Origin of the sequence: Sinorhizobium numidicum, from assembly GCF_029892045.1 — a bacterium.
Classification (GTDB): Bacteria; Pseudomonadota; Alphaproteobacteria; order Rhizobiales; family Rhizobiaceae; genus Sinorhizobium; species Sinorhizobium numidicum.
This window is the reverse complement of sequence record NZ_CP120367.1, coordinates 46493-71405: the sequence shown is the minus strand read 5'-3', so window position 1 is coordinate 71405 and position 24913 is coordinate 46493. Positions and strand designations below refer to the sequence as shown.

Sequence of the window (24913 nt, the reverse complement as noted above, 5' to 3'; positions counted from 1 at the left end):
CGTCAATGCGCGGAAGTGCCAACAGCAGACATTGCCGGCATCGCAAAACCGTCTATTCTGCGATGTTGCAAAAGTTAGGAAAACAAGTGTCGCTTTAATCGGGAATTTCGCTACAAAAGAGAACCACAATATGGAGCCGATTATCGAGATTGGGACCATAAAAGATGTTGAGTCGTGGGCGGAGCTTCGCGTTGCGCTGTGGCCGCATCACTCGCTCGAAGATCATCGAGCTGAGTTGGGCCTGGCGTTTCTTTCAGAAAGTGGAGAAGCGGTCGCGTTCATCGCTCGAAATGCTGCGAATGAAGCTGTCGGGTTTGTTGAGGCCACTTTGCGACATGATTATGTGAATGGATGCAGCAGCTCGCCCGTTCTATTCCTCGAAGGGATTTATGTCCGGCCCGTTGACAGGCGAAAGGGTATCGCACGATTGCTTTGCAACGCCGTTGCCGATTGGGGGAAGTCGCTTGGGTGTGTTGAGTTTGGCTCTGACGCCCTGCTTGAGAATTCAGCCAGCCATGCGCTCCATACCGCTTTAGGATTTGAGGAGACACAGCGCGTCGTGTTCTTCCGAAAGCCACTGTAGGCCGGCGCTGCCCTTCCACGAGGATGGTTCGCCGCACAAATCCTGACTTTTGCGACACTCCGGTCTTTCCTGAAAGCGTTCGAGGATTCTCGCCGCAAAACTCTGTCGCAAAAGTTGGAGTTTCGCGGCGGATTTTTGCGACGGCCAATGACCTGTTTGGGCCGTTTTGCGCCGTAGCGCGAAGCGGTTCGGATGGGCTGCAGTTGGTGGTGAAAGCTGACCTATACCCCATGCCCCGAGAATGCAATCAGGTTGCCATCCGGGTCCTGGACAATGAAGGTGCGCGCACTCCAAGGCTCGGTCCTGAGAGCTTGATGGAAAGTGACGCCGGCTTTGTACGACGGCGGCTTTCGGGCCAGGGAGCGGGATGCTCTTTCAGCAACGCCTACGCTTGACGATGCCAAGCCGCTGTTTTTGGAGTTCGAGGATAGTTGGCCGACTGCCACTGGGATTCTGAGGCCAAGTCAAGAAGCTGGAGAACGCACAAAGCTTCATCTCATGGCAGATTGGGCGGCGCGATGAACTGGTAATACGCCCACACCAGGACCAGCCCCGCTATCACTGCGAACCAGGTGAGCGCCTTCCTCCGAATTGGGCCGATTGTCCTCGGTCCCTGCTTTGGCTTCCGTCTCGCAAACTTGATGATGTTGTCGTCGCTCATGGGGCACCGTTCGATCAGCGGATGACTTCATAGCATATGAGAATCTCTCCGGGGAAACTATGAGACGCATATTTGTCACCCAGGCAGCGGTTGCCCGCACGCATCTTCTATGCGCCACCTGCGTGGTTAGCTGATGATTTCCGACACCGCGCGGCTCCAGATAGACAATTCTGGCTTCAATTTGGCTGACGATAGAGGCCAAACCAGAAGCCGTAGGCATGATCACCTATCGGGGAACACAAGCGGTAGCAGAATTCGGTTGCCATCGAGAGACCGCCTCGATGCGCTGTTTCGCAAATTGATTTGCCGGGCAGTCCTTCCGAGCAGATATTGGTCGCGGCAATCTTGGGAGAGATTTGCCTGCTATCAGAATGCGAGGAGGCTTCAATGAAGATTCATGATCTCCTGCAATCTGCAGGACTGCCTGCGCTTGTCTTCGTTGGTCTGGGTGCTGGTGCCGCGGCGGGCGCTCTCGGAGTGAGGGAAACCAACACTCCCGTGGAAATTTCTGCAGCCCCGCATTGTCTTGTCGCCGCCATTCCTACCCACGTCCAAGAGGCGATCAGGTCATACGAGGAGGCAGACCCGCCTCTCTGGACCGATCTCGGCTCGCTGACCTCTCGGGTCACCACCACAAGCAAGGATGCGCAGAGCTACTTCGACCAGGGTCTCAGGATGGCCGTCAATTTCAACCATGCGGAAGCGAGACGCGCTTTCCGCAAGGCGCAACGCCTTGATCCGAATTGCGCCATGTGCTTCCTCGGCGAGGCGCTAGTGCTCGGACCGAACATCAACGTGCCCATGGACCCGACGGCAAACGCGCCGGCTATCGCTGCCCTCAAGAAGGCGCAGAGCCTCGCCGCCGGGGCGAGCGAGAAGGAAAGGGATTTGATCGAAGCGGTGGCCACCCGCTACTCGGACGATCCAGCGGCGGAACGGACCGAGCTCGACGCCGCCTTCGCGGACGCAATGGCTGCCCTGTCGGACAAGTATCCGGACGATCTCGAACTGGCGGCGCTGGCCGCCGAAGCGGGAATGGACACCCAGCCCTGGGATTATTGGGAGCCGGGCGGCAAGCAGCCGAAAGGACGCACGGCCGATGTCCAGAAGCGCCTGGAAGGTGTCCTGGCTAAGGCTCCCGACCACCCTTGGGCGATCCACCTCTACATCCATCTCGTGGAGGCATCGGACCGGCCGGAGCGCGCCGAACCCTACGCCGATCGGCTCGCCGCCCTGATGCCGGGAGCCGGGCACATCGTCCACATGCCCAGCCACATCTATCATCGCCTCGGCCGCTACGTCGACTCTTTCGACGTCAACAAAACAGCTTCCAAGATCGACGAGGCCTATATCTCGCAGACAGGCGCGATGGGCGTGTATCCGATCGGCTACTACGCCCATAATGTGCACTTCGTGCTGGTGTCGGCGCAGTTGATCGGCGACAGGCAAGCCGTGCTCGCCGAGGCCGACAAGCTCGACAAATTGCTTAGTAACGAGATCGCCGCAGAGATACCCCTGGTGCAGCCTGTCAAGGCGGCCCCGTACTTCGCCTGGGCGCAGTATGCCGATGCGGAGAAGATTCTGGCCTTGCCCGAGCCCGCTGGCGCGCCGCCCTACGTGAAGGCCATGTGGCACTACGCGAGGGGGGTCGCCTTGGCCGGGAAGGACACGGCTGGCGCTCGCAAGGAGGCCGACGCCATTCAGCGCATCGCACAGGAGACCGACTGGTCGAACCTGGACGCCTGGAGCGTTCCCGTCCGGCCAGTTCTCGAGGTGGCCCAAGGCGTCGTTCTGGCGCGCGTCGCGCAGGCCGAGGGCGACAACACCGCCGCCATAGACCTTTGGCGCAAGGCTGCTGAGGCCGAGGACACCGTCCCCTACATGGAACCGCCTTTCTGGTACTACCCGGTTAGGCAGTCGCTCGGCGCGGCGCTCTTGAAAGACGGCAAACCGGAAGAAGCCGAGAGGGAGTTCAATGCCGCACTTGATCGCGCCCGAGGCAGCGCCTGGGCGCTTTACGGCCTCGAGCAGGCGGCCAAGGCCAGAGGCGATGCGCCTGCCCAAAGCAAGGCCGCGGCAGAACGCGCGAAGGCTTGGCGCGGCAATCCCGAGCTGTTGAACCTGGAGCGGCTGTAGGCGTTTTGTCGCCGCTGTCGCATCGAAAGCGGCGGTGGGTACGGATAACCGACCTATTGATGGCCAGGCCCAAGGATTGAACGGGTTTGGGCATCAGGAAGCTTGTAGCCCAGGCCCATTGAGAATCGAGACGCGCTCGCTCGCGAGTGGTCTCGGTTAATCGACGCTTCCTGCGAAGCGCTCGCCCCGCGCTGGAAGACTTCAACGATGAAGTCCACGAAGGCCGTGTCTTTGACGGCAGCAGGGTCCGGCTCGCGTAGTAGATGGAGATCGGGCCTGCGTCCGCGTACCAGGTTGGGACAAGCCGGACGAGTTCGCCGCGCTCCAGATAGAGCAGCGCGTCAGGCATGGCGATCATCGTGACGCCGAGTCCAAGAAGCGCCGCCTTGCACATTGCCGCCGGGTCGTTGACCACCACCTTCTCTTTGAAGACGGAAGCCTGCTCCTCGCCGGATGCGTTTCGCGCGAGTCGCGAAAAGACGTTGAACGCCGCAAAGTTGGATTGGCCGATTGTGGTCTAAATAGACTACTGCTCCCCTGGAGCAGCTATATCGGCTGGAATGCGCCAACAGCGGTCATTGCCACGGGTATGGGGAAGCAAGTAGTCAGTTTCTGGAGCATGCTGGTTAATGAGGTGACGCGTGAATGCCACGATACGTTTCTCTGGGCGATGCAGCAGCCCTTCTCGCGAAAGTCCAGCGCGTGCTGGTTATCGGATGTTCGGGCGGAGGCACACGGCTAGAAAGCGCCGGCGCTGGTGGGGAGAGCGAGCCAGAAGCTGTAGCGGACTGGCCTTTGCCAAAGCAGGTTATCAGCTTCCCACAAGGCGAGCCGGTGGCTGTCATGTTGCGTAACTCCTAATAACTGCGACGTCGCAGCGTATGTCGCATAAGTCGATCAAATCAGTGATCCGCCTAGTGTGAGCTCAATTCAATAGCTACCTCCTTCGCAAGCTCGATAAAGACCCGCGCCGCCGCGCTTCTGTATGCATCTTTACGCTGCATCATGACGGCGGTGCGCTGCAAGCGCACTGGATCAAGTGCAATGGCGACCAGATCCTGATGTGCGAACGCGATCGTCGCAGGCAGAAGCGTTGACAGCCTCGTCCTGCGGACGATTTCAATCACCGCACTGATGGAGTTGGCCTCTACCCTTACGTGCGGATGGATACCATGCTGGCGGCAGAAGCGATCAATCTGCTCGCGCGTGGCAAACTCCGCGCTGAGCAGCACAAGCGACTCGGCGCTCAGGGCCTGCAGCCCGACCGACGTTTCACTCGCCAGAGGGTGACCGGTACTGACAACCAGGGCAAGGGTTTCAACCAGCAAAGGGTCTAGTTCGATATCTGGTGTAAGTGTCCCAGCGAACGCGATCCCTACATCCACCTCATCAGCCAGGAGCAGTTCTTCCATATGCTCCTGGGAAATCTCCCGTACGTTTAGGGTGATATTCGGATAACGAGTGTGGAACGCCTCGACGAGAGGACCGACCAGATAGGTGGTGAAGGTCGGCGTCACGGCCACTCGCAACGCGCCCCGGCTCAGGTCATTCACGTCATGAATGGCGCGCTTGGCTTCCCGGAACTCCTGCGAAGCGCGGCGCACATATTGCAGATAGACCTCTCCGGAATCCGTCAACCTTGTCGTGCGTCCTGAACGGTCGAACAATTGTACGCCGAGGCTGTCCTCCATCAGCCTGACCTGCTGCGAAAGGGCTGGCTGAGAGACATGCAGTGCCTCTGCGGCCCGTGTGAAGCTGTGATGCTCCGCCACTGCGAGAAAATAACGAACCTGTCGGGCAAGCATGGTCACCTATAAGATTATCTAATCCACCCCATCATAAACGAGACTTTTACATTATGCCAAGCCTTCCGTAGCTTTCACCTCAACAGATCGCGAAAAGGAGATTGCAGCGATGAAAGGCATTATTGACGGCTTTCTGAAGTTCCAGAGGGAAGCCTTTCCTGAACGGGTGAAGCTGTTCAAGGATCTGGCCAAGCAGCAGAACCCGCGGGCTCTGTTCATTTCCTGCTCGGACAGCCGCCTGGTGCCTGAACTGGTGACGCAGCGTGAGCCGGGCGACCTCTTCGTCATTCGGAACGCCGGCAACATCGTCCCGTCCTACGGCCCCGAGCCGGGTGGCGTTTCCGCCTCGGTCGAATACGCCGTCGCGGCGCTGCAGGTCTCCGACATCGTGATCTGCGGCCACTCCGACTGCGGCGCGATGACCGCCATCGCGACGTGCAAGTGCCTGGACCACATGCCCGCGGTGGGCAGTTGGTTGCGCTATGCGGACTCTGCCCGCGTCGTGAACGAAGCCCGCCAGCACCAGGACCAGCCCGCTAAGGTCGCATCTATGGTGCGCGAGAACGTCATCGCCCAACTCGCCAATATCCAGACACACCCGTCGGTGCGGTTGGCTCTCGAAGAGGGGCGCGTGACCCTGCATGGCTGGGTCTACGACATTGCGAGCGGCCTTATCGAAGCTTTCGACGGCGGCAGGGGTGCCTTCGTTTCCCTCGCGGACAATCCCGAAGTCCAAGCCGTCAAGTATCAAGCCAGGCGCGTTGCCTGAACCCTAAATCCCAACCACGGAGAGAATGCCAATGGTACAGTCCCAAGCCACACAGACCACTCGCCAGGCCCTGACGGACGTCATCCTCGCATCGAAGTTCAACAAGGACCTGACCTACGCACAGATCACTGAAGGCACCGGTCTGTCGGAGGCCTTCGTCACCGCCGCCCTGCTCGGCCAGCATCCGCTACCGGCGAACGCCGCCAAGGTCGTGGGCAAAAAGCTCGACCTCGACGACGACGGCATCGCCCTCCTGCAGACAATCCCCGTCCGCGGCAGCATCGGAAACGGTTTGCCGAGCGATCCGACCATCTACCGCTTCTACGAAATCGTGCAGGTCTATGGGACCACGCTGAAGGCCCTGGTCCACGAAAAGTTTGGCGATGGCATCATCAGCGCCATCAACTTCAAGCTGAACATCGAGAAGGTTGAAGATCCGGAAGGCGGCGCGCGCGCCGTGATCACCCTGGACGGCAAGTACCTCCCGACCAAGCCGTTTTGACCGCGCTACGGAGCAGCCCGGCGCCTTCGAGCGTGTGGGCTGCCCCTTCTAATTCCCGAGGCCACGCCTCGCCTCTTTCGACCACCACCACCCGCGACTTGACCCTCTCCCGGTAAAATCCGGGCCGGATGCCAGCCAACTCGGACCCACGCGCAGATTTTCGGCGCTGATGGCGAGCGACGGACGGGGCAGGGCGCGCTCCAGCCCACCCGTTGTGTACCAATCGGTACAGAACGATTGTTAGATAGGTAGATTCGTATGAACCGCCGCACTTTCATCGCCGCGCTCCCCGCCGTAGCCCTTGCGGGCTCCGCGCTTGCCGGAACAACTCAAATCACGAAAGCAAAGGGCGCGACACGTCCCCCGCTCCCGCCGTTCACCCTCGAAACTGCGGTTGAAAAGGTCCGCCTCGCAGAAGATGGCTGGAACACGCGCGATGCGGCGAAGGTCGCTCTGGCCTACACGCTCGATACGCGCTGGCGCAACCGCGTCGAATTCGCCACCAATCGGCAAGAAGCTCAGGCCTTCCTGACCCGCAAATGGAACAAGGAACACGAATACCGGCTCATCAAGGAACTGTGGGCCTTTACGGACAACCGCATCGCCGTGCGCTATGCCTACGAATATTGTGACGACGGTGGGCAGTGGTTCCGCGCCTACGGCAACGAAAACTGGCTCTTCGCCGACGACGGGCTGATGTCGCATCGTCACTCCAGCATCAACGAGATGCCGATCGCCGAAGCGGAGCGCAAATTCCATTGGCCGCTTGGCCGGCGTCCAGACGACCATCCGTCGCTGAGCGATCTTGGCCTCTAAGCGCCACACCCGTTCTGATCGATCGCGCCAGTGCTCCGCCCGCACTGGCGCGATCCGCCGTTGTGAAAGCCGGGCGCTCGTCGAGGCGTGCCCGATGCAGGTTCGCGATCCGTCATGGTGAAGAACCGAGATCCATAGCCAGCATGAGCGGTTTCGATGGCCCGCGCGTTGCGCTGAGAAAGTCGCAGTTAAACGGGCCTCGCCGCGCCATGTTGCAATGGCAGGCGAGGGTGCTCGGCGGACCATGGCCGCAGCGGATGACCATCCTGGCCTTGGGGCCAGCAGGGCATCACCCGCGGTTCGAGCCGGAGAATCGCTCGTCATAAAATTTTTCGCGACACCGCAAAAAACCCGTTGACAGCCAAAATCATCATAGCTACTGTACCAATCAGTAAAGTCTTTACCGAACAGTACACCGCAACGATTTACAAAGGAAAATCAACATGTCACGTCCTCCTCTCCCCCCGTTCACCCGCGAAACTGCTATCGAAAAGGTCCGCCTGGCCGAAGACGGCTGGAACAGCCGCGATGCCGCCAAGGTCGCCCTCGCCTACACGGTCGATACCCGCTGGCGGAACCGCGTCGAATTCGCGACCAACCGCGAAGAAGCCCAGGCATTTCTGACACGCAAGTGGAACAAGGAGCATGAATATCGCCTCATCAAGGAGCTCTGGGCTTTCACCGGCAACCGCATCGCTGTACGGTACGCTTACGAATATCGCGACGACAACGGGCAGTGGTTCCGCGCGTATGGTAACGAGAACTGGGAATTCGCAGAGGACGGCCTGATGGCGCACCGCCACGCATCCATCAACGAAATGCCGATTGCTGAAAGCGATCGCCTGTACCATTGGCCGCTCGGCCGCCGTCCGGATGACCATCCCGGCCTCAGCGATCTGGGTCTCTAATCATGGCCCGCATGGTCGCTGAAAGATCCGACGCCATCGCCTCCTTGGCCGAAGTATTTCGCGAACATGGATACGAAGGTGCAAGCCTTGCCTTGATCGGCAAGGCCACCGGCCTTGGCAAGGGCAGTCTGTACCACTTCTTCCCGAATGGGAAGGAGGAGATGGTGCAGGCTGTGCTTGCCGAGATTGAGCAATGGTTCGAGGATTCCGTCTATTCCCCCCTGCGAGACGGGACCGATGCCGATGCCGCCATCACTGCAATGCTCGATGAAACTGCGAAATACTTCAGGTCGGGCAGGCGTGTCTGTCTCGTCGGTGCGTTGGCTGTCGCCAACACCCGAGACCTCTTCGCGCAGGCCATCCGGGATTACTTCGTAGCCTGGGTGGACGCGTTGCAATCAGCGCTCGTCCGGCAAGGCCGTGACGCTGAGCAGGCGCGCCTCCTCTCGGAAGACGCCGTTCTCGCCATTCAGGGAGCGATTGTTCTGTCTCGGGCACTGGACGATCCGGCAGTGTTCCAACGTGCCATCGACCAACTCCGTGCGCGATTAGCCGTCGAAGGCAAAACAATCCGCGACGAAGGCTCCACGCCCGAATCGCCTTAAACCCGCGCTCCTCTCAGGCTGAAAGTACAATCCGCAGGTTCGCCGTCGTGGCGAATCTGCGGGCACTGATGAATTGGGTACCTATAGTCTTCGCTACGTTCAAAGTTGTCGCGGTGGCTGCAGCGATGCATTAAGCCATCAAATGGCATTACGATCAAGTACGCGGGCGCCAAGGCCGTCGCAGTATTCTTGGTAGCGCTACTAGCCGTTGGGCTCATTGCCTTCGTCGCCAGCAGAATGCTCGGTTTGGACCTAGACTCCCTTGAAGCAGCCGATGTGCCAACGCCATACGGGCTAACGGCGTCCAGCCCTGCGGGCCGTTGCCTTCTGCCCGCGCCGGCAGTCAACTCCTGCCGGATAGTAAATGCTTGATTCCTGGTCGAGCGCATGACCATTTACCGCTATTTTCGATATGAAACACGGGGCGCGTCAGACTTGGCAAAGCAATTCGAAAGCATCAACGCTCGGCTCAAGGACTTCATTGGCCGTCAGCACATTTTCTTCACAGCTTCGGCCACCGTAAGCTCTCGAGTTAATATTTCACCACGGGAAACCGGTTGTCTTCGATTGATCGATGCAAACTCAGTCGTCTACCTGGATAGGACCGGGAGCGGCAACGAGACCGCCGCCCATCTGCGCGCCGACGGCCGACTGACAATGATGTTTTGTGCAGTCGCAGGGCCTCCGATGATCCTACGGCTTTATGGTCGCGGACGGGCCATTCATCGTGACAGCTCCGAATACGAGAGCATTCTGGCCAGTCACTACGACGGATTGGAGCCATCGGGAGCCCGCCAGATCATTTGGCTAGACATCGATCTTGTGCAAACCTCTTGCGGCTTCGGCGTTCCTCTTTTTGATTACAAGGCTGAGCGAACGAGCTTGGACCAGTGGACCGAGGCAAAAGGACCAGGCGGCCTCGAGATCTACCGTCGCGAGAAAAACACCTACAGCATGGACGGTCTTCCATCAGGCATGTTCGACGAGCATTAGTTTAAACCTTATCCATCGCAGTCCCGATTTGGTTTGCTGACCCGTGTCGCGTAATTCCTGACTTTTGCGACACTCCGGTCTTTCCTGAAAGCGTTCGAGGATTCTCGCCGCAAAAGTTGGAGTTTCGCGGCGGATTTTTGCGACTGCCAATGACCGGTTTGGGCCGACAGCGGAAATGATTTCCGCTCTGCGCCCTCATGTCGGTCGTACAGGCCAACTCTGCCGCTCCCAAAAAGCAGACATACTCGACCGCTGCCTAAGTCGGCGTCACGGAAAGCAGAAGCGGGGAGCGGCCCCCGCTTGAGGCGCCGCTCAGTCGGCCGCTTCGAGCGTTACGGTGACGGATCCTGGGCGGTCGAATGTCGAAACATCGCCTGTGGCCTGCCCAAGGACAATGATTCCGGGCGAAGGCACGCGACCGCTCCGGTAGTAGATCACGAAGTGGTCGGAACTCCACAGTCCGAGCGTGCCGACGGAAAAGTCTCGCTGCCGTGTCAGCTCCGGCAGTGCCGAGGGCAAGTTTCCCGTCTTTTCCTGGCGGAGATGGTCGGACATGTTGATCGTTACCGGCAGCATCTGAGCTAAAGATCTGGCGGCTTCATTATCGGCGAGGGTGGCGGTAACCTCGCCCCATTCGGAAGAAATCAGGATACGTTCTTGAGCCATTACGGGTCCACTCATTCCTAGTGTGATAGCGGCAGAGCCCAGCATTGTTTTCAGCATTAGCCCGTCTCTCCGTTCCGGTTTGTGGCACGGAATCTCACCCATGCCGGTCTTAGGTGGTTCGGCTGCCGCCTCAAGCGTAGCCGGTGGCGCCGAAACCAGTTTAGCTCCCTTTCTCGGCTGCAAGACTAGCGGCGGGAAAGAGAAAGATGATAGCGGTCGGTGCTCGTGTTCTGCTTGTTTGAGACGTCGATTTGCGCGGGTGAAGTTCGACCCCCCGCCAGTCTCGGTTCTATTATCGAACGCCCTTACGGTAGTCCTCGTCGGACACCTTCTCCATCCAAGTGACCGAGCTTCCATCAAGCGCCTCGGCCACTGCAAAATGCGTCATCGGCTCGCTGCTGGAAGCGCCATGCCAGTGCCGGATCAGCGGTGGGATCCATACGACGTCTCCCGGACCGACTTCCTGAACTGCCTCACCTTCCTTCTGGACCCAACCGCGCCCGCTCACAATGAACAGGGTTTGCCCGAGAGGATGGGTGTGCCATGCCGTGCGAGCACCAGCCGAGAAGGAGACGGTCGCTCCGCCAATGCGCGCAGGAGCGTCGGCTTGATAGCGGCCCGAGATCTGGACGCTACCTGTGAAGTACTCCTCCGGAGCTGACGCAGCACCAGTCCCTGCGGGAGTGATCGTAAGCTCTGCCTGAGGAGCGCTCACCTGAGTTGCTTTCCTGTTTTCGAGAACCTGCTTAAGGACAGGCACGGCGGACATAGCTTTCGGCCAGCCGGCGTAGAAAGCGACATGCGCCAGTACCTCCGAAGCTTCACCCTGCGACAAGCCGTTGTCCAGTGCGCGGTTGGCGTGGAAGGGTAGTTGCTCCGGCTGACCGACTGCGATCAGGGCTGACATCGTCACGAGGCTGCGATCGCGTGCCGACAGATCGGGTCGCTGCCAGAGCTCGCCGAAGAGGACGCGGTTGGTGAGATCGGCAAGTGCCGCTGCCGTCGGTGCGACCGTGGTGTTGACGGCGGCGCTACGGGCTGCCTCGGCTGCGGCTTCCAATTCGATGCGTGCCGCCTCGCTGTTCTTCAGGGGTGCAATCTGGCGCTCATCGAAGACCTTCTTGGTTTCCATCACGGCGGAGATTGCGTTCGGCCAGCCGGAGTAGAACGCGAGGTGTGTGATGAGCTCGCCGATCTCTCCAGCCTTCACGTCATTGTCCAGCGCTCGGCTCACATGAGCGGCGATCTGCGCAGTCTTGCCTGTGGACACGATCGCCGAAAGGGTGACGAGGCTTCGGTCGCGAGCCGGGAGTTCCGTTCGTTCCCAGACCTCACCGAACAGGACGCTATCAGTGAAGTGTCCGAGGCCTGGCGCGACGTCATAGACGGCAAGCGGGGCGATCCGTCTCCGTTCTTCCTGCGCCTCTACACCTGTGGCAGCGAGAGCCGAGATAGCGATTCCTGCGGCGAAGTTCTTCATCTTTGTTTTCCTCTACCTGTTTCAGAGTGGCGGGACCTTGTGGGAAAGGTCCTGTCGGACGATCTCGACGTGTTGGTCAGTTAGGCGAAACTTCACATGCGACTGGGCGTCTGACCCTTGGGGGCCGAATAGTCTTCTGCTCGCGTCAAAGTTCCTGAGCCGTTGGCCGGAAGAGGATCTCGTTGATCCCGACATCTTCGGGCTCGCTGATCGCGAAGGCTACCATCCGCGCGAATGTCTCGGCCGGCACACCGACCTGTCCCACATAATCCTGATTGGCTTTCTGCACGTCCCTCTCGCTGATGTGGTCGAGGAGTTCCGTCTTGACCGCTCCAGGAGAGATGATCGTGGTGCGGATGTTGTAGGGCGCCATCTCCTGCCGTAGCCCCTCCGACAGCGCCCTCACGGCGAACTTGGTCGCGGAATACACTGCCGAGCCGCCAAAAAGCTTGTGTCCGGCCACGGAGGAGAGATTGATGATGTGGCCCGACTTCTGCTCCTTCATGCGCGGTAGTGCTGCGGCAATGCCGTAAAGAACGCCCTTGAGGTTGACGTCGATCATCTGGTCCCACTCGTCGACCCTCAGCCTTTCCAGCGGCGAGAGCGGCATGACGCCGGCATTGTTGATGAGCACGTCGATTCGTCCGTAGGTCTCGACGGCGGTGCCGACCAGCTTGCGCAGGTCCTCCTGCTTCGTCACATCGGTCACGACAGCAGTGGCCTTGTAGCCGGCATCGGCGATCTCGGCCGCAAGTGCATCGATGCGGTCGGCGCGACGCGCGCCAAGAACTACGCTTGCGCCCTTGGCGGCAAGGTGACGGGCGGCCGCGGCGCCCATCCCGCTTGAGGCACCGGTGATAACGATGGTCTTGCCAGCAATGTTGTCGGTCATTTCAGGTCTCCCAATGAGAGTGTTTCAGTCGCATGGCGGCGACAGCGGCGACCTGCGCCACCGATAGCCGCTTAGGTGGAATGGCTTCGCCTATGCCAGATGCTGGCCGAAGAAGTCGGCGATCCGGTCGAACGGGATCTTGTCCATGCGATCGTAAAGATCGGTGTGGCTGGCGTTCGGGATGATCATCAGCTCTTTTGGTTCTGCTGCTGCGGCAAAGGCTGTTTCGCTGAAGTAGCGCGAGTGAGCGTTCTCGCCGTGGATGAGCAGGAGCGGGCGCGGCGAGATTTCCGCGATGTAGGTCAGGATCGGCATGTTCATAAACGACAGGGGCGTGGTCTGCGTCCAGGCATTGCCGGAGTTGACGGCGCGCGGATGGTAGCCGCGAGGCGTCATGTAGTAGTCGTGGTAGTCGACCAAGAACTGAGGCTCGCCACCCTTGAGTTCATTGTAGGGCGGCTGGTAGGCTGGCATGTTCTTTTCCGCGTCCGCCCAGCGCTGATGGCTCAACTGCTCCAGGGCCTCTCCGCGTTGCTCCGGCGTGACACTGTCGTTGTAGCCCTTGGACATGACTCTGGTCATGTCGTACATGGTGGTGGCCACCACGGCCTTGACACGCTTGTCGACGGCAACGGCATTGAGAGCCATTCCACCCCAGCCGCAAATGCCGATCACCCCGATCCGCTGACGGTCGATGTAGGGCTGCAGTCCGAGGTAATCCACCGCGGCACTGAAGTCTTCCGTGTTGATGTCCGGCGACGCGACATTGCGTGGCTTGCCACCGCTTTCGCCGGTAAAGGAAGGGTCGAACGCCAGCGCTGCAAAGCCCCGCTCGGCCATGGTCTGAGCGTACAATCCAGAAGATTGCTCCTTCACGGCACCGAAGGGGCCGCCAACGGCAAGAGCTGCCAATGGCTGGCCGCTGCGGTTCTTCGGCAGGTAGAGGTCGGCAATGAGCGTTATGCCGTAGCGGTTGTTAAACGGCACCTTCTGGTGATCAACCTTGTCGCTCTTCGGAAACACCTTGTCCCATTCAGAGGTCTGCGCGAAGGCTTGTGTCGCCGTCGCCGCTGGGATCATGCTCATCGCCGCGACGGCAAGGCCTGTTCCCTTCATGAGGTTGCGCCTGCTGGTGTTGCAGGTGTTGTCGGTCTCGATTTTCTTGCTCATGATAGGATCTCCGTTGCATTGAGGTCGTGGTTCATTGATGCACGGCTGAAGCCGGCTACGCGGACGACGGGGCAGCCACGGGGTGGCCCCGTAAAATCCGATCTGAAGAGAATTGTCTTGTTCAAGATGATCTCCTGGACAGACGCCATGCGGCGAAGGATGCAAGGGAAGAACCGCACAGAAGTGCAGCGCTGAGCGCGAAGGTCGACTGCCAACCCGCGGCGTCGAAGAGAAGCCCACCAAGAGACGCCCCGGCCGTGATGGCGAGCTGGATCACAGCGACCTGAAGTCCACCGCCTGCCTCAGCATCATCGGCAAGAACACGGCTCAGCCAGGTGCCCCAACTCACGGGCGCAGCGGTTCCCAGAAAGCCCCAGCCGACAAGCAACAGGGCGACGGGGGCCTGCGCGTCGCCGAGGGCGATCATCGTCAGAGCGATGCAGGCCATGAGGAACGGGATCGCTATCAGAATGCTGAACAGGCGATCGTTAAGCAGTCGGCTCACAACCCAGGTTCCCACGGCTCCTGCCAATCCCATTAAGAGAAGGACGAGCGAGAGGGTTTGGATGCCGAGGTAGGTTACTTGCTCCAGAAAAGGCCGCAGATAGGTGAAGAGCGCGAACTGCCCCATGAACAGCATCAGGATCGCCACCATGCCGATCGCGACGGGCAGACGCCACAGCAGCCGGAAGACGTTCGAGGATGCATGATCGCGCCGCGGCGGAAGCGATGGAAGGCTGGCCCACTGCCAGACAAGCGCGAGCAGCCCGACCGGCACGACGAGGAAGAACGCTCCGCGCCACCCGATATAGGATCCAAGCAGGCTTCCCAGAGGTGCGGAGACTGTGGCCGCGATGGCATTGCCAGCGTTGAGCAGGGCAAGTGCCTTCGGCACCTGGTCGTGAGAAACAAGACGCATCACGATCGACGTGGACATAGACCAGAAGCCGCCGATAGAAATGCCAAGCAGCGCTCTACCCAGCATCAGCAGAGAATAGGCGGGCGCAAAGGTGACTGCTATCCCAGACAGCATCAGGAATGTCGTCAAGCCGAGCACCACCACCCGCCGATCCAGCCGCCGCGTCAGTCCAGCTATGAAGAGGCTGGTGACAACCGCGAAAATGCCCGAGATGGAGATTGCCTGACCCGTGTTTCCTTCCGAAACGCCCAGGTCAGCGGCAATCGGCGTCAGCAGGCTCACGGGCATGAATTCCGATGCGATCAGCACGAAAACGCACAAAGTCATGGAAAACACGGCGCCCCACGCCGAGCGTCTGTCGTGAATGTTTTCGTTGTAGGTCAGGGTCATGTGCCTCAATCCCGGTGGCCATTCGGTTCTGATGAGGACAAGATAATGCTGACGGACTTTGCGGACTATCCGTGCTAATCCGCATGTACTTATCGAAATCCAATATCAATCGGGAGCCGGTGATGCAGCGCGAAGATTTAAGAGACCTGCTTTGGTTTCTGGAGGTGGCGAAGGAGCAGAGCTTCACTAAGGCTGCGGCGGCGCTTGGGACGTCGCAGTCAACGCTGAGCTACACGATCAAGCAATTGGAGGCGCGTCTGGGCGTCCGGCTCCTCACGAGGACCACGCGTAGCGTGGCGACGACGGAAGCGGGCGAGCGACTGTTGCAGTCCCTCGCTCCGCGATTTCAGGAGATCGAGGCGGATTTGGCAGCCCTGGTCGCATTCCGGGAAAAGCCGTCCGGCACCGTCCGTCTTACGTTGTCCGACCACGCCCTGCAGACGACGGTATGGCCGAAGCTGAGCCGCGTCCTCGTGGACTACCCCGACATCCGGGTGGAACTTTACAGCGATAATGGCATGCGCAACATCGTGGAGGAGCGCTTCGACGCAGGCGTGCGGCTTGGCGAAAGCGTCGACAAGGACATGATTGCGGTGCGGATCAGCCCGGACTGGCGTCTGCGCGCAGTGGCCTCGCCGGAATACTTGATCAAGTATGGCATCCCGACTGCGCCGCAAGATCTTGTTGGCCATGTCTGCATCAACATGCGCCAGGCGACGTGGGGCGGGTTCTATGCGTGGGAATTCGAAAAAGACGGCCGGGAGCTACGGGTAAGAGTCGACGGACAGCTCAGTTTTAACTCGTCGATCTCGCAGGTCGAGGCGGCGTTGGGGGGCTACGGGATCGCCTACGTCCCGGAGGATCTTGTTGAAGAACACGTCGCTGCGAGGAGACTCGAGGCTGTATTGGACGAATGGAGCCAGCCTTTCACCGGCTACCACCTGTACTATCCAAGCAGGCGCCAAATGTCTCCGGCCATGACCGTGATCGTCGACGCACTCCGGCATCGGAGCCAGTAGGCGATCGGCCCTTGAATTGACCGGAACCCCTTCCACAGGAAACTCACCCTGCGGCTCCACCTTCCAGGTGGCAGTAGGCGCATGGACCGTCGTTAGCGGTCCTTCTGACTTCTTGAACTCACTCGTTTTCCTGAGGGCCAATTGTGGCCCAAGGAGAACTCAAATGGGTATCGCACAATATGATCCTGCTGCACTGGGCCGCCCGGCATGGAACGCCGGCCGAAAGGTCGGCGTAAAGAAGCCTCTGAAGCAGCGGCAGATTTGGGCAATTCGTTTCTTCCTCGATAGCGAGGAGCGAATGCGAGACCGGGCGTTGTTCGATCTCGCGATCGACAGCAAGCTACGAGGCTGCGATCTCGTCAAGATCAAGATCGGAACCCTCGTCACGGGCCGGGAGATCCGAACCCGCGCCATGGTCATCCAGCAGAAAACCGGACGTCCTGTACAGTTCGAGATCACGGCTGACGTCAGGGCAAGCTTGCTTGCGTGGCTTGAACGTAGAGGCGGCACCATCGATGACTACGCCTTTCCCAGTAGGATCGGTCATGCCGATCATCTCAGCACTCGCCAATATGCCAGATTGGTCGATGAGTGGGTCACCGCGATTGGGCTACGGCGCGAAGATTACGGCACGCATTCGCTCCGCCGCACAAAGGCGGCGATAATCTACAAAGCGAGCGGCAACCTTCGTGCGATCCAGATCCTGCTCGGGCATACCAAGATCGAGAATACGGTCAGGTACCTGGGTGTGGACATGTAGGATGCGCTGGAGTTGGCGGAGCACACAGAGATTTGAAAATATGCGGCCCCGCGTCGAGCGGGGCCGTGCGTCTCGGCACAAGCAGCTATGCGCCGCCATTCCGGTCTTAGACCATCAAGCCGCAACTATCCGAAAGCTGCCGATCCCGCGTGCTTCCATAAGAACCTCCAGGCTCAAGCTTCCATCAGCCTGGAGGACAGGAACTCGATGAAGCGCTGGGTCTTGGCGGGAATGAGGCGAGTTTCGGTGACGGCGTAAATGCTGACCGCCGAGCCCTGCCACTCGGGCAGAATGCGTCGGAGCCGGCCGAAGGCCAAGTCCTCGGCGACGATCTTCTCGGGAAGCAGGGCGATGCCCTGATGGTTGACCGCCAGGGCTCGGATCATCCCGACGCTGTTGAGCGTGAAGCGGCCGCTAACGGCGACATCGACCTTGTTCATCCCCTGGTGCAGAGTCCAGGTCGGAACCCGCGGCATGCAGATGCATTCATGCTCCGCCAGTTCCGCCGGTGTTGCGGGCTCGCCTGACGCCTCGATATGGCCAGGAGACGCATAGAGGTGGCGCGAATGCCGCCCGATCAGGCGAGTGATCAGACTGGAATCTGCCAGTTTGCCTATGCGGATTGCAGTCTCCACGAGCTCACCGCTGATGAACGTGTTGTCGTGTCCTTCTTCTTCGATGAGTGATGCCGCCCTGACCCAGTCGGCCCCGAAGTAAACGCCGTCGCTTGGCAACAAATTCAGAAGTGATGCCCAGCATCTCCGGTAGTCCGCGGAACTATTGTTGATCCCGAGAACTCCGATTGCCGAAACGGCAGCAAATGAAGCCTGGTTGACGAAGTCCGGCCATGGCTGCCGTATGTCAAACTGCCAGTACGCCCGCGGTATCGAGCGCATTCTGCCAAGTGCATTTGGTTCAAGCCCGAGCAGTTTGAAGACGTGCCGATAGCAGTCCGGCAATTCCGCTCCGCGTGCGAATTCGTCCAGGACGGCAAGGGCTTCGACCGAGATGTCCAGCGCGGTGAGGCTGGTGATCCTGTCAAATGCCGGCAGCAGCCAGAACAGGCTCGTCGATCCGCTGCCAACGTCAAGCCAATCGCCGCTGGGGGCATGTTTTCGCATGACTGATAGAAGTTCTTCCGCGCCCTGCCCATGCTGAAACGGCTGATAGAAGTAGGACCTGTGGTATCGGCGAAAATACTCGAGGGAGCTCGGCTGCAAGGCGAGGCCCTCCAGGGACGTCACGCTCAGACTATGAAGTTTGTTGTCGAAACTACTCCCTTCTTCCTTCAGCCAGCCCGTCGGCTTTTTGTCTTTTCCCTTATAAGAATCGTTCATGGTATGGCGCCCTTGGAAGATGACCCGGACTTTCGGAGGAAGAAGAGCATCCTGGGTGAGGTCGCCGAGATGGGGTTCAGGTCGTAGTCTCCGTACGCTCCGATGCAGACAAGGGAAGACCCGCGCGCAAGGCCAAGGAACTGGCCTTTGTCGTATTTTCGGAAACCGATCTTTGCCGTAAAAGCGTCCGGAGCGGAGATGCCGTCAGCGGAGACGAAATCAAGTGTCAGCCGGAAGATGTCATTCGAGGCGTTGTCTTGCGTCCTCCAGCGCGATATTCGACGTCCGTTGCTGAAGCGCGTCCAATCATAGATTCTGATGCCGTCACGGCGGTCCGGCGTGAAGTAGTCGGGAAGGAGATTTCTGGCCGCTGTCGGTCCGACCCGGAAATTGGCGAGGTCGACGACAAGTCGCCCATCCGATTTGAGGTGCCGGGCGAAGCATGTCAGTGCCCGGGCGGCTGAGTCACGGCAAGTCAGCAGCTGGAAAGCTTCCCTTGGGACGATTATCAAATCAAAGCGGCGACCAAGGTCGAATTCCGACATGTCCCCAACAGCGGCCTTCAAGCGATGGCGCAGTCCAGCGTGTGCGGCCTGCTGCTCAAGAACCCTGATCATTTCCGGTTCACGGTCTACAGACCATATCCGGCAAGGTCTTCGGGCGATGTGCATGCTCACCCGGCCCGTCCCGCAAGGTATGTCAAGCACCGAGATTGCCCGGTTGCCCACGAGACCCGTGAGAAACCGCAAGTCGCTTCGGTCGTCGTATTCCTCGGTGAAAAAGGCTGCGCGCCTGTTATATTCTCCATTTCCGGCGGAAGTCATAACGCGCCATCGTGGCCGTTGCGGAAGTCCGGCCATAGCATCTGGATATTGCGCAGTACCTGCGAATGCACGACCCTCCCGTTGCTGACGAGGAGTCCTGCCTGGCTCACGGGATCCCGCTCTCCGTTGTGAAGCGCGCGGACCATATTCAACAGGTAAGGTATGCCGACTGTCCGGTCGCGGCGCTCGCCGTCACGGGAACCGTAGAGGGCAAACGATCGATTTTGATATGGATAACCCCGTCGACCTCGTAGCTGGGATTTTCATGCGACGTGAAACTGTGGAACGTCGGCAAGTAGCCAGCTCCGTAGCCGCACGTCACGTCGATGATCACACTACCCTTCCGCATACATGAAAGCATGGACCTGTCGATCATCGCAGGTGTGTCCACGGTGGAATCCAGTATAGCTCCCACAACGAGGTCAGCCTCTTTCAGCTCCTGCCGAAGATTTTCGGGAGTGTTGACAAGGGCGCGTACAGGCCGGTCGAGAGTCCCCTCGAAAAGGCGCAGCCGTTCGGCCGAAGTTCCGAGCACCGTTACGTCCGCCCCGAGAGCCAGCGCCGTCCGTGCGGCAGCGCCGCCGGACTTCCCATATCCTATCACGAGCACGCGCGGATTCGCCGCTCCAGGAGCGTGCCCTAGATATACTCCTCTTCCCCCAAGATGGCTTTGGAGGAAGTAAGCTCCGTATATTACTGCCATTTTGCCGGTCAGTTCGTTGTCGGAAACCGGCAGAGGGAAAAAGCCATCAGGAGTGCGGAAGTAGGTCAAACCGTAGATGTCGACCTGTTTTTCACAGAATGTCTCCGTCATCTCGCGGTCGTGCTCGAGATAGACGAAACAAGCGATTCTGCTTCCGGGTCTGAGGTATCGGTATTCTGTCGGATGTGGAGATTTGTACTTCACCACCAAATGCGCATTGCCGTAGCAATACCCAGTGTCATGCAGCGTTGCACCGGCAGCTTCGTACTCACTATCCTGAATGCCGATTCCGGTTCCCGCCCCCGATTCCACCAGAACGCGGCAGCCTGCCTCTGAAAGGAGTGAAACGTGATCGGGAACCAGGAGCATCCTGTGGTCTCCTGGCCACTTCTCTCCGACGACGGCAATGGTGGGCTCGCGATGCATCTTCATCAAATCTCCTGCGTCCATCTCAGGGCAGCTACGCCAGCTTCGGCAATCCAAAACGTTGCGGGGATTCCGCAGCTATCTGCGCAAGGTTTTCTTCTCCTCCCGTTCCCCAGGGAAAAAGAAATTCATCCGGAGAAGGGTTGGCGAAGTACATCATGGACTTTCGCTCCATGACGTGCGGGAGGCGGACGACCCGGTGATATACGGTCGGGTATCGCCCTCGGGACAGCTTCGTCATCAAGCTGCCGGAAAATGCGAGCAAACAATCGGCCGGGGGGCTGCAGCCGACGAAGCTGCTGCGATCGAGGCTAAGCTCAAGACCGTCGGCATCCGAAAGCAAAAGCGTGACGAGATTTGCGTCCTCGTGGCAATCCTGCAGGATGGACCGCGACATCAGTTCGGATGTGTAGTGATTGGTTTGCAGGAAGGATCCGTTCGCCGAGAAGCTATCCGGGAATGGCTTGTAAGGCACGGCGCGGCCAGGGCTGACAGACGAATGCAGCGTGTTCAGTAACCTAATGAATATTAGGTCGAGCGCCTGGAAACCAGCCCTTGAGGATTTCCGCCATTCCGTCTCGGCTTCTCCCTGGGCAAGTCCATGGATGATCCCTTCGTGCTTGATGCTGTAAGACAGGGACTCCATCAGATCGGGACGGTTCAGAGATTGAGAGTATTCAATTCCGACCGACCGGTAGCCTACCCTTGTCGTGCTGTCGACAAACGCTGCCTTTACTTCCGCGGGCTGCCGGAATAGCGCGACCGAAGCCTCCATCGCCTTGCGAATGACATTGCTGGTCGTCGGCTTCAGCCGAATGAGGCAGCAACCGTTCCTCCTAAAGGTCTCATCGAGTTCTCCGGCGTTATCCTCCATCGCCGCTTCTTCGATAGTCGCAAGTTTAACCTTCATGCGAATTCCCACCCTGTTTCGTTCGGAACCGTCCTTTGCGGAGGGCATCGGGGGAGCTCCTGGACGTGCATGTGGAAAGGACTGAAAGCTTGCTTCAGGACCGGGATGCACAATCTCGGCTGAGCCGCGCCGCACATGAACGCGTCGAATGCAGCCGTCCCCTTTTCCGGCCAAGTGTGTATAGAAACATGGCTTTCCATCAGGACGATCAACGACGACACGCCGTTCTCGGGGGTGAATAGGTGCGTATTCTTGAGGAGCACCTTGGCCCCGGCTGCCTTCGCGCAGCTCTCAAGGACTCCCTCGATAAAATCCTCGTCATCGAGGCGGGATGCCCCGTAGAGATCGGCGACAATGTGGGTTCCTAGTTTCGACAAGATTTATCCCCTATTGAGCCACTTCAGGCATTCGACTGCGCAGTTCCGGCTGTCGCTCTGCCAAGGCCAAAAGCTTCAACTCGTCGAACCAGCAAGCCGTCTCGTCGTATTCGGCGAGCAAAGGCTGCCGGGCGGCGGCAGGATCGCGGGCCTGTAGGAACTGCAGTTGGAGCATCCGTCTGCCCGCGAATTCAAGGATGCCGTCGATCTGCACTTTTCCAGGTGTGGCGGACATGATTGGACCGCGGACCGTGCGGGCCAACCCGGAAACCCGGCGGTACGCCTGCTGGAAGATTTGGAGCACTTCCACGAGTGGAATTTTGAAGTACTCGCTAGGTCCCGTGTCACGTTCGACGAACATGTAATACGGTACGCAGCCGGACCTGACGCTTTCGTTCCAGAGTTCGGCCCAGGCGTCTGGACTGTCATTGATGTGACGAAGAATGGGCGCTTGGGTGCGGATCACGGCTCCTGTAGAGCGGATCGCTTCAATAGCTTCGCCTACCGGCGAAGGTTTCATCTCGCGGGGATGATTGAAGTGGGCCATGAACGCCAGATGCCGGCCGCTGTCAACGACTTGTCGGAATAGCGAGAGCAAGTCCTTCGTGTCATCGTCGGAGATGAACCTGAAGGGCCAATAGGTCAGCGCCTTCGATCCAATCCGGATTGTCGAAACTGATGTCTCCTTTAGGATCGGCGTTATGAAACGCTCAAGGGAGCGGGAACTCATTACCATCGGATCGCCGCCGGTAATGAGCACGTCCGTGACTTCTGGATGGGTTTTCAGGTATTGAACGAGTTCGTCGGACTGCTTGGCTTGGAACCGCAAGCTAACATCGCCGACGAACTGCGGCCAACGGAAGCAGAACGTGCAGTAGGAATGGCAGGTCTGCCCGGCGCTGGGAAAGAACAGCACCGTTTCGCGGTACTTGTGCTGAATGCCGTCGACCGCTTCGTCGCCCATGGTTGGGACATTGTGCGTCATTTGGCCGGCCGGATGAGGATTGAGACCGCGCCTAATTTCGCCGACCGCGGCATTCAATTCTTCAAGGCTCCCTCCATCCATGGCACGGCCGACTATCCATAGATCACGTTCGGACAGCATCCCCGGTTGCGGAAACAACAGCTGGAACATAGGGTCGTTGGGAACGGAGTCCCAATCGATTAAGTTCTGCAGGACATAGTCATTCACGCGGAACGGGAGGACCTTGGTAGTCGCCAGGAATGTCCCCCGAAGGCTTTCGTTAAGGTTTTTCCAGTGTTCGGAAGCCTGAAATTGTGCCGCGGTGTACGCCCTGAATTTTGTAGGTGACCGAAACGACTCATTCATCGCCAACGCCCTTCGTGAGATCCATTCGGTCAAAGCTGGCCAGAGACATTGACTTGCTCGCTCATCCAGTCTCTTCCGAGCCAGTCAAGGTTTGGCGAAGTCGGGAGACCGAGCCTGCTCAGAATAGAGGCGGCAAAGTCGGGCGTGATCGGAAAAAGCGCGACGCTAAGGCTCGCCAGGGCCATGAACGCCATACGGGCTGCGGTCCGCTCAAGTGCCTCGTTCCCCTTGGAGGGAGCAGGAACATGGAGTGAAGTCGCGAAATAACGGTCGATCTTGTTCACGAACGTTTCGATTGTACGCGTTATCCGACGGATGTCTGGATAGGGAGCCTCGAAGTCGGCTCGGATTCCGTCGTTAAAGTACTTACAGGTCGCCAGCAGCTCAATTTCTGACGCTGACCACTGGCCGGGCCCCGGAAGCTCTGCACTTGTCACCCGGCGGATGACATGGCCGCCATTTCGCAGGGCCGACGCGAGCTCAGTTTCCCAGAAGTCGCTCTTCCACTTTTCGAAGGAACCGACCGTGAAATCCTCCGGTACGCCCTCGGGACGGCAGCGGCACAAGTAGAACCTGAAGGCCTCGGCATTCTCCGGCGTCACGAAGTCATTGATCCAGATGGCATGGTTTCGTGATGTCGACAGCTTGAGGCCATCAAGGGTGAGCATGCTGTTCGCGTACACTCTGCGCGGCAATAGTTGCTCTAAGTCGAGCGCCGCCAAAACAGCAGGGATGACGAGCAGCCTGCCAAAGGAATTGTCGGCCCCAAACAGGATGTTCAGCTCCGGGAGTTCCGACGGCTTGAGCTGGTACCACCGGGCTGGCTGCCCTCGACTTTCTCGGATGCTCTCCAGTGCAAGTAGGTGCCTCGGCACATACTCCATCACCACGTTGAACCGCTGGTCCTGAAATCCCGGGAGGGGAACATTGATGCCGTGCCCGTTCAGGTTCGTCACGCAGACTTCCGGCAATCCCCGCTCCAGCCAAGAGTCGACATACAGTCTTGAGTGAAGGGGAAAATGCTCCTGGGAAACAAAGGACTCGATTTTGCTGTGCAGGGATGCCAAGTTCAGGAAGAGGCGTTTAAGCGCTCTTTTTTCCAACGGTTTCCCGCCCAAATCGACCGGATTTCCAAGATCTGCGTCCAGAACCAGAGCGCCGCAATCCTCGCATTCCGTACCCGATGAATAGCCGCCACAATGCGGGCATTCCCCGTGTACGAACGCATCAACCACGAAGCGGCCCGTGTCCGGATCATAGGGAACGGAATGCTCCCGCTCGACAATCAGTCCTTTTTCGAACAGACGCTCGAAGACTTCCAGTACAACCGCCCGTCCCCGTTCGTCGGGTTCAGTTCCGATAAAGACATCTGGTTCTGCCTTGAGCCGGCTTAGGGATTCCCGGAACGACGATGTGTTCCTCTCCGCCAGATGGTAGTAGTCCATATTCGCCGCCTCGGCCGCGATACGGATGTGCTCCAGATGTCCGTGCGTGCCCTGGACAACGAAGGATGCGCGACCGGCGGCTTTGGCGATCCGGCTGAGAATATCGGCATAAAGGAACGGGCCTGCCGCGTGACCGATATGCATCCGGCCGTTCGGCGTAAGCATCGCGGGGACAATCATCACTTCACGATCAGAGTTGTTGCCCCTAGCCCCTGCCGTTTCCTCGAAATTCCTACGGCTGTGCCACCAGACTGTCTGCATGACGGCACCGCTGTCGAGCGCTTCGATTCGATGGCTTTGAAGCGGCTCAACCCGAACGCTCTCGCCTGTCAGAAGGAGGAAGTTCCCGCCATCCATATGAATCCGGACGCCGCCCGCAATCACGGTCCAGAACTCAATTTCCGTGTGGTTGTGGCGATGCGTCGAAGCGCCCGGGGTGAATTTCAGCAATCGAACCGAAACGTCTCCTCCTTCGGGAAAGGGGTTG

At 59.1% G+C, this 24913-nt stretch carries 24 protein-coding genes and 1 pseudogene; 10 read left to right on the top strand and 15 right to left on the bottom strand.

Annotated features, from left to right (window positions below):
* Nucleotides 1-130: 130 nt before the first annotated feature.
* Nucleotides 131-583: an aminoglycoside 6'-N-acetyltransferase gene (gene aac(6'), locus PYH37_RS00340; protein WP_280731504.1), complete on the top strand. Its 453-nt coding sequence runs from the start codon at nucleotides 131-133 to the stop codon at nucleotides 581-583.
* Nucleotides 584-804: 221 nt separating this feature from the next.
* Here the strand turns inward: aac(6') and PYH37_RS32310 are convergent, their stop codons facing one another.
* Nucleotides 805-1029 (bottom strand): VOC family protein, encoded by a 225-nt coding sequence (locus PYH37_RS32310; protein WP_425336060.1) that lies wholly within the window; start codon nucleotides 1027-1029, stop codon nucleotides 805-807.
* Nucleotides 1030-1631: 602 nt separating this feature from the next.
* Between PYH37_RS32310 and PYH37_RS00330 the strand changes: the two genes are divergently transcribed.
* Nucleotides 1632-3380, top strand: a complete 1749-nt coding sequence (locus tag PYH37_RS00330) for a tetratricopeptide repeat protein (RefSeq protein ID WP_280731503.1) — start codon at nucleotides 1632-1634, stop codon at nucleotides 3378-3380.
* 188 nt (nucleotides 3381-3568) lie between these two features.
* On the opposite strand, the pseudogene PYH37_RS00325 reads toward PYH37_RS00330, so the two are convergent.
* Both PYH37_RS00325 and cynR read right to left on the bottom strand, forming a co-directional pair.
* Nucleotides 3569-3852: pseudogene (locus PYH37_RS00325) on the bottom strand (LysR substrate-binding domain-containing protein); the annotation flags it as partial.
* Between the two features lie 442 nt (nucleotides 3853-4294).
* On the bottom strand, nucleotides 4295-5185 hold the full coding sequence (gene cynR / locus PYH37_RS00320) for a transcriptional regulator CynR (RefSeq protein WP_280732482.1): 891 nt from the start codon (nucleotides 5183-5185) through the stop codon (nucleotides 4295-4297).
* A gap of 109 nt (nucleotides 5186-5294) precedes the next feature.
* Here cynR and PYH37_RS00315 point away from each other — a divergent pair, with 109 nt between their 5' ends.
* From PYH37_RS00315 to PYH37_RS00290, 6 genes are all read left to right on the top strand, one after another.
* A complete protein-coding gene (locus PYH37_RS00315) occupies nucleotides 5295-5954 on the top strand; it encodes a carbonic anhydrase (protein WP_280731502.1) in 660 nt (219 codons plus the stop codon).
* A 31-nt stretch (nucleotides 5955-5985) separates the two neighbouring features.
* Nucleotides 5986-6456 carry a cyanase gene (gene cynS, locus PYH37_RS00310; protein WP_280731501.1) on the top strand — a complete coding sequence of 157 codons (471 nt, stop codon included), beginning with the start codon at nucleotides 5986-5988 and terminating at the stop codon, nucleotides 6454-6456.
* 258 nt (nucleotides 6457-6714) lie between these two features.
* Nucleotides 6715-7272: a nuclear transport factor 2 family protein gene (locus PYH37_RS00305; RefSeq protein WP_280731500.1), complete on the top strand. Its 558-nt coding sequence runs from the start codon at nucleotides 6715-6717 to the stop codon at nucleotides 7270-7272.
* 443 nt (nucleotides 7273-7715) lie between these two features.
* Entirely contained in the window at nucleotides 7716-8180 is a 465-nt protein-coding gene (locus tag PYH37_RS00300; RefSeq protein ID WP_132594716.1) for a nuclear transport factor 2 family protein, read from the top strand.
* Nucleotides 8181-8182: 2 nt separating this feature from the next.
* The gene (locus PYH37_RS00295; RefSeq protein ID WP_280731499.1) at nucleotides 8183-8785 is read left to right on the top strand and encodes a TetR/AcrR family transcriptional regulator; all 603 of its coding nucleotides are present in this window, start codon (nucleotides 8183-8185) and stop codon (nucleotides 8783-8785) included.
* 435 nt (nucleotides 8786-9220) lie between these two features.
* Entirely contained in the window at nucleotides 9221-9778 is a 558-nt protein-coding gene (locus PYH37_RS00290; RefSeq protein WP_280732481.1) for a pyridoxamine 5'-phosphate oxidase family protein, read from the top strand.
* A gap of 312 nt (nucleotides 9779-10090) precedes the next feature.
* Here PYH37_RS00290 and PYH37_RS00285 read toward each other — a convergent pair whose 3' ends face one another.
* From PYH37_RS00285 to PYH37_RS00265, 5 genes are all read right to left on the bottom strand, one after another.
* On the bottom strand, nucleotides 10091-10501 hold the full coding sequence (locus PYH37_RS00285) for a cyclophilin-like fold protein (protein ID WP_280731498.1): 411 nt from the start codon (nucleotides 10499-10501) through the stop codon (nucleotides 10091-10093).
* A gap of 235 nt (nucleotides 10502-10736) precedes the next feature.
* On the bottom strand, nucleotides 10737-11924 hold the full coding sequence (locus PYH37_RS00280; RefSeq protein WP_280731496.1) for a (R)-mandelonitrile lyase: 1188 nt from the start codon (nucleotides 11922-11924) through the stop codon (nucleotides 10737-10739).
* A 145-nt stretch (nucleotides 11925-12069) separates the two neighbouring features.
* Nucleotides 12070-12816 carry an SDR family oxidoreductase gene (locus PYH37_RS00275; protein ID WP_280731495.1) on the bottom strand — a complete coding sequence of 249 codons (747 nt, stop codon included), beginning with the start codon at nucleotides 12814-12816 and terminating at the stop codon, nucleotides 12070-12072.
* A 90-nt stretch (nucleotides 12817-12906) separates the two neighbouring features.
* Entirely contained in the window at nucleotides 12907-13986 is a 1080-nt protein-coding gene (locus PYH37_RS00270) for an alpha/beta hydrolase (RefSeq protein ID WP_280731494.1), read from the bottom strand.
* 121 nt (nucleotides 13987-14107) lie between these two features.
* On the bottom strand, nucleotides 14108-15295 hold the full coding sequence (locus tag PYH37_RS00265) for an MFS transporter (protein ID WP_280731493.1): 1188 nt from the start codon (nucleotides 15293-15295) through the stop codon (nucleotides 14108-14110).
* A gap of 122 nt (nucleotides 15296-15417) precedes the next feature.
* Here PYH37_RS00265 and PYH37_RS00260 point away from each other — a divergent pair, with 122 nt between their 5' ends.
* Together PYH37_RS00260 and PYH37_RS00255 are read left to right on the top strand one after the other, a co-directional pair.
* The gene (locus tag PYH37_RS00260) at nucleotides 15418-16314 is read left to right on the top strand and encodes a LysR family transcriptional regulator (RefSeq protein ID WP_280731492.1); all 897 of its coding nucleotides are present in this window, start codon (nucleotides 15418-15420) and stop codon (nucleotides 16312-16314) included.
* 163 nt (nucleotides 16315-16477) lie between these two features.
* Complete coding sequence (locus PYH37_RS00255) at nucleotides 16478-17074, top strand: tyrosine-type recombinase/integrase (RefSeq protein WP_280731491.1); 597 nt, start codon at nucleotides 16478-16480, stop codon at nucleotides 17072-17074.
* A gap of 173 nt (nucleotides 17075-17247) precedes the next feature.
* On the opposite strand, the gene PYH37_RS00250 is transcribed toward PYH37_RS00255, so the two are convergent.
* The 7 genes from PYH37_RS00250 to PYH37_RS00220 all read right to left on the bottom strand — a co-directional run bounded on the left by PYH37_RS00250 (nucleotide 17248) and on the right by PYH37_RS00220 (nucleotide 24876).
* Nucleotides 17248-18411, bottom strand: coding sequence for a substrate binding domain-containing protein (locus tag PYH37_RS00250; RefSeq protein WP_280731490.1), 1164 nt, complete (start codon nucleotides 18409-18411; stop codon nucleotides 17248-17250).
* Nucleotides 18408-19235, bottom strand: coding sequence for a class I SAM-dependent methyltransferase (locus PYH37_RS00245; RefSeq protein ID WP_280731489.1), 828 nt, complete (start codon nucleotides 19233-19235; stop codon nucleotides 18408-18410). Before PYH37_RS00245 ends, PYH37_RS00250 begins: the two co-directional genes overlap by 4 nt.
* Before the next feature lie 148 nt (nucleotides 19236-19383).
* Nucleotides 19384-20370 carry an NAD(P)-dependent oxidoreductase gene (locus tag PYH37_RS00240; protein ID WP_280731488.1) on the bottom strand — a complete coding sequence of 329 codons (987 nt, stop codon included), beginning with the start codon at nucleotides 20368-20370 and terminating at the stop codon, nucleotides 19384-19386.
* A 28-nt stretch (nucleotides 20371-20398) separates the two neighbouring features.
* Nucleotides 20399-21274: a 2OG-Fe(II) oxygenase family protein gene (locus PYH37_RS00235; protein ID WP_280731487.1), complete on the bottom strand. Its 876-nt coding sequence runs from the start codon at nucleotides 21272-21274 to the stop codon at nucleotides 20399-20401.
* Nucleotides 21271-21651 (bottom strand): adenosylmethionine decarboxylase, encoded by a 381-nt coding sequence (gene speD / locus PYH37_RS00230; RefSeq protein ID WP_280731486.1) that lies wholly within the window; start codon nucleotides 21649-21651, stop codon nucleotides 21271-21273. The genes PYH37_RS00235 and speD overlap by 4 nt, the downstream gene beginning before the upstream one ends.
* A 10-nt stretch (nucleotides 21652-21661) precedes the next feature.
* Nucleotides 21662-22981 (bottom strand): KamA family radical SAM protein, encoded by a 1320-nt coding sequence (locus tag PYH37_RS00225; protein ID WP_280731485.1) that lies wholly within the window; start codon nucleotides 22979-22981, stop codon nucleotides 21662-21664.
* A 29-nt stretch (nucleotides 22982-23010) separates the two neighbouring features.
* Complete coding sequence (locus tag PYH37_RS00220; protein ID WP_280731484.1) at nucleotides 23011-24876, bottom strand: class I tRNA ligase family protein; 1866 nt, start codon at nucleotides 24874-24876, stop codon at nucleotides 23011-23013.
* Nucleotides 24877-24913 lie beyond the last annotated feature (37 nt).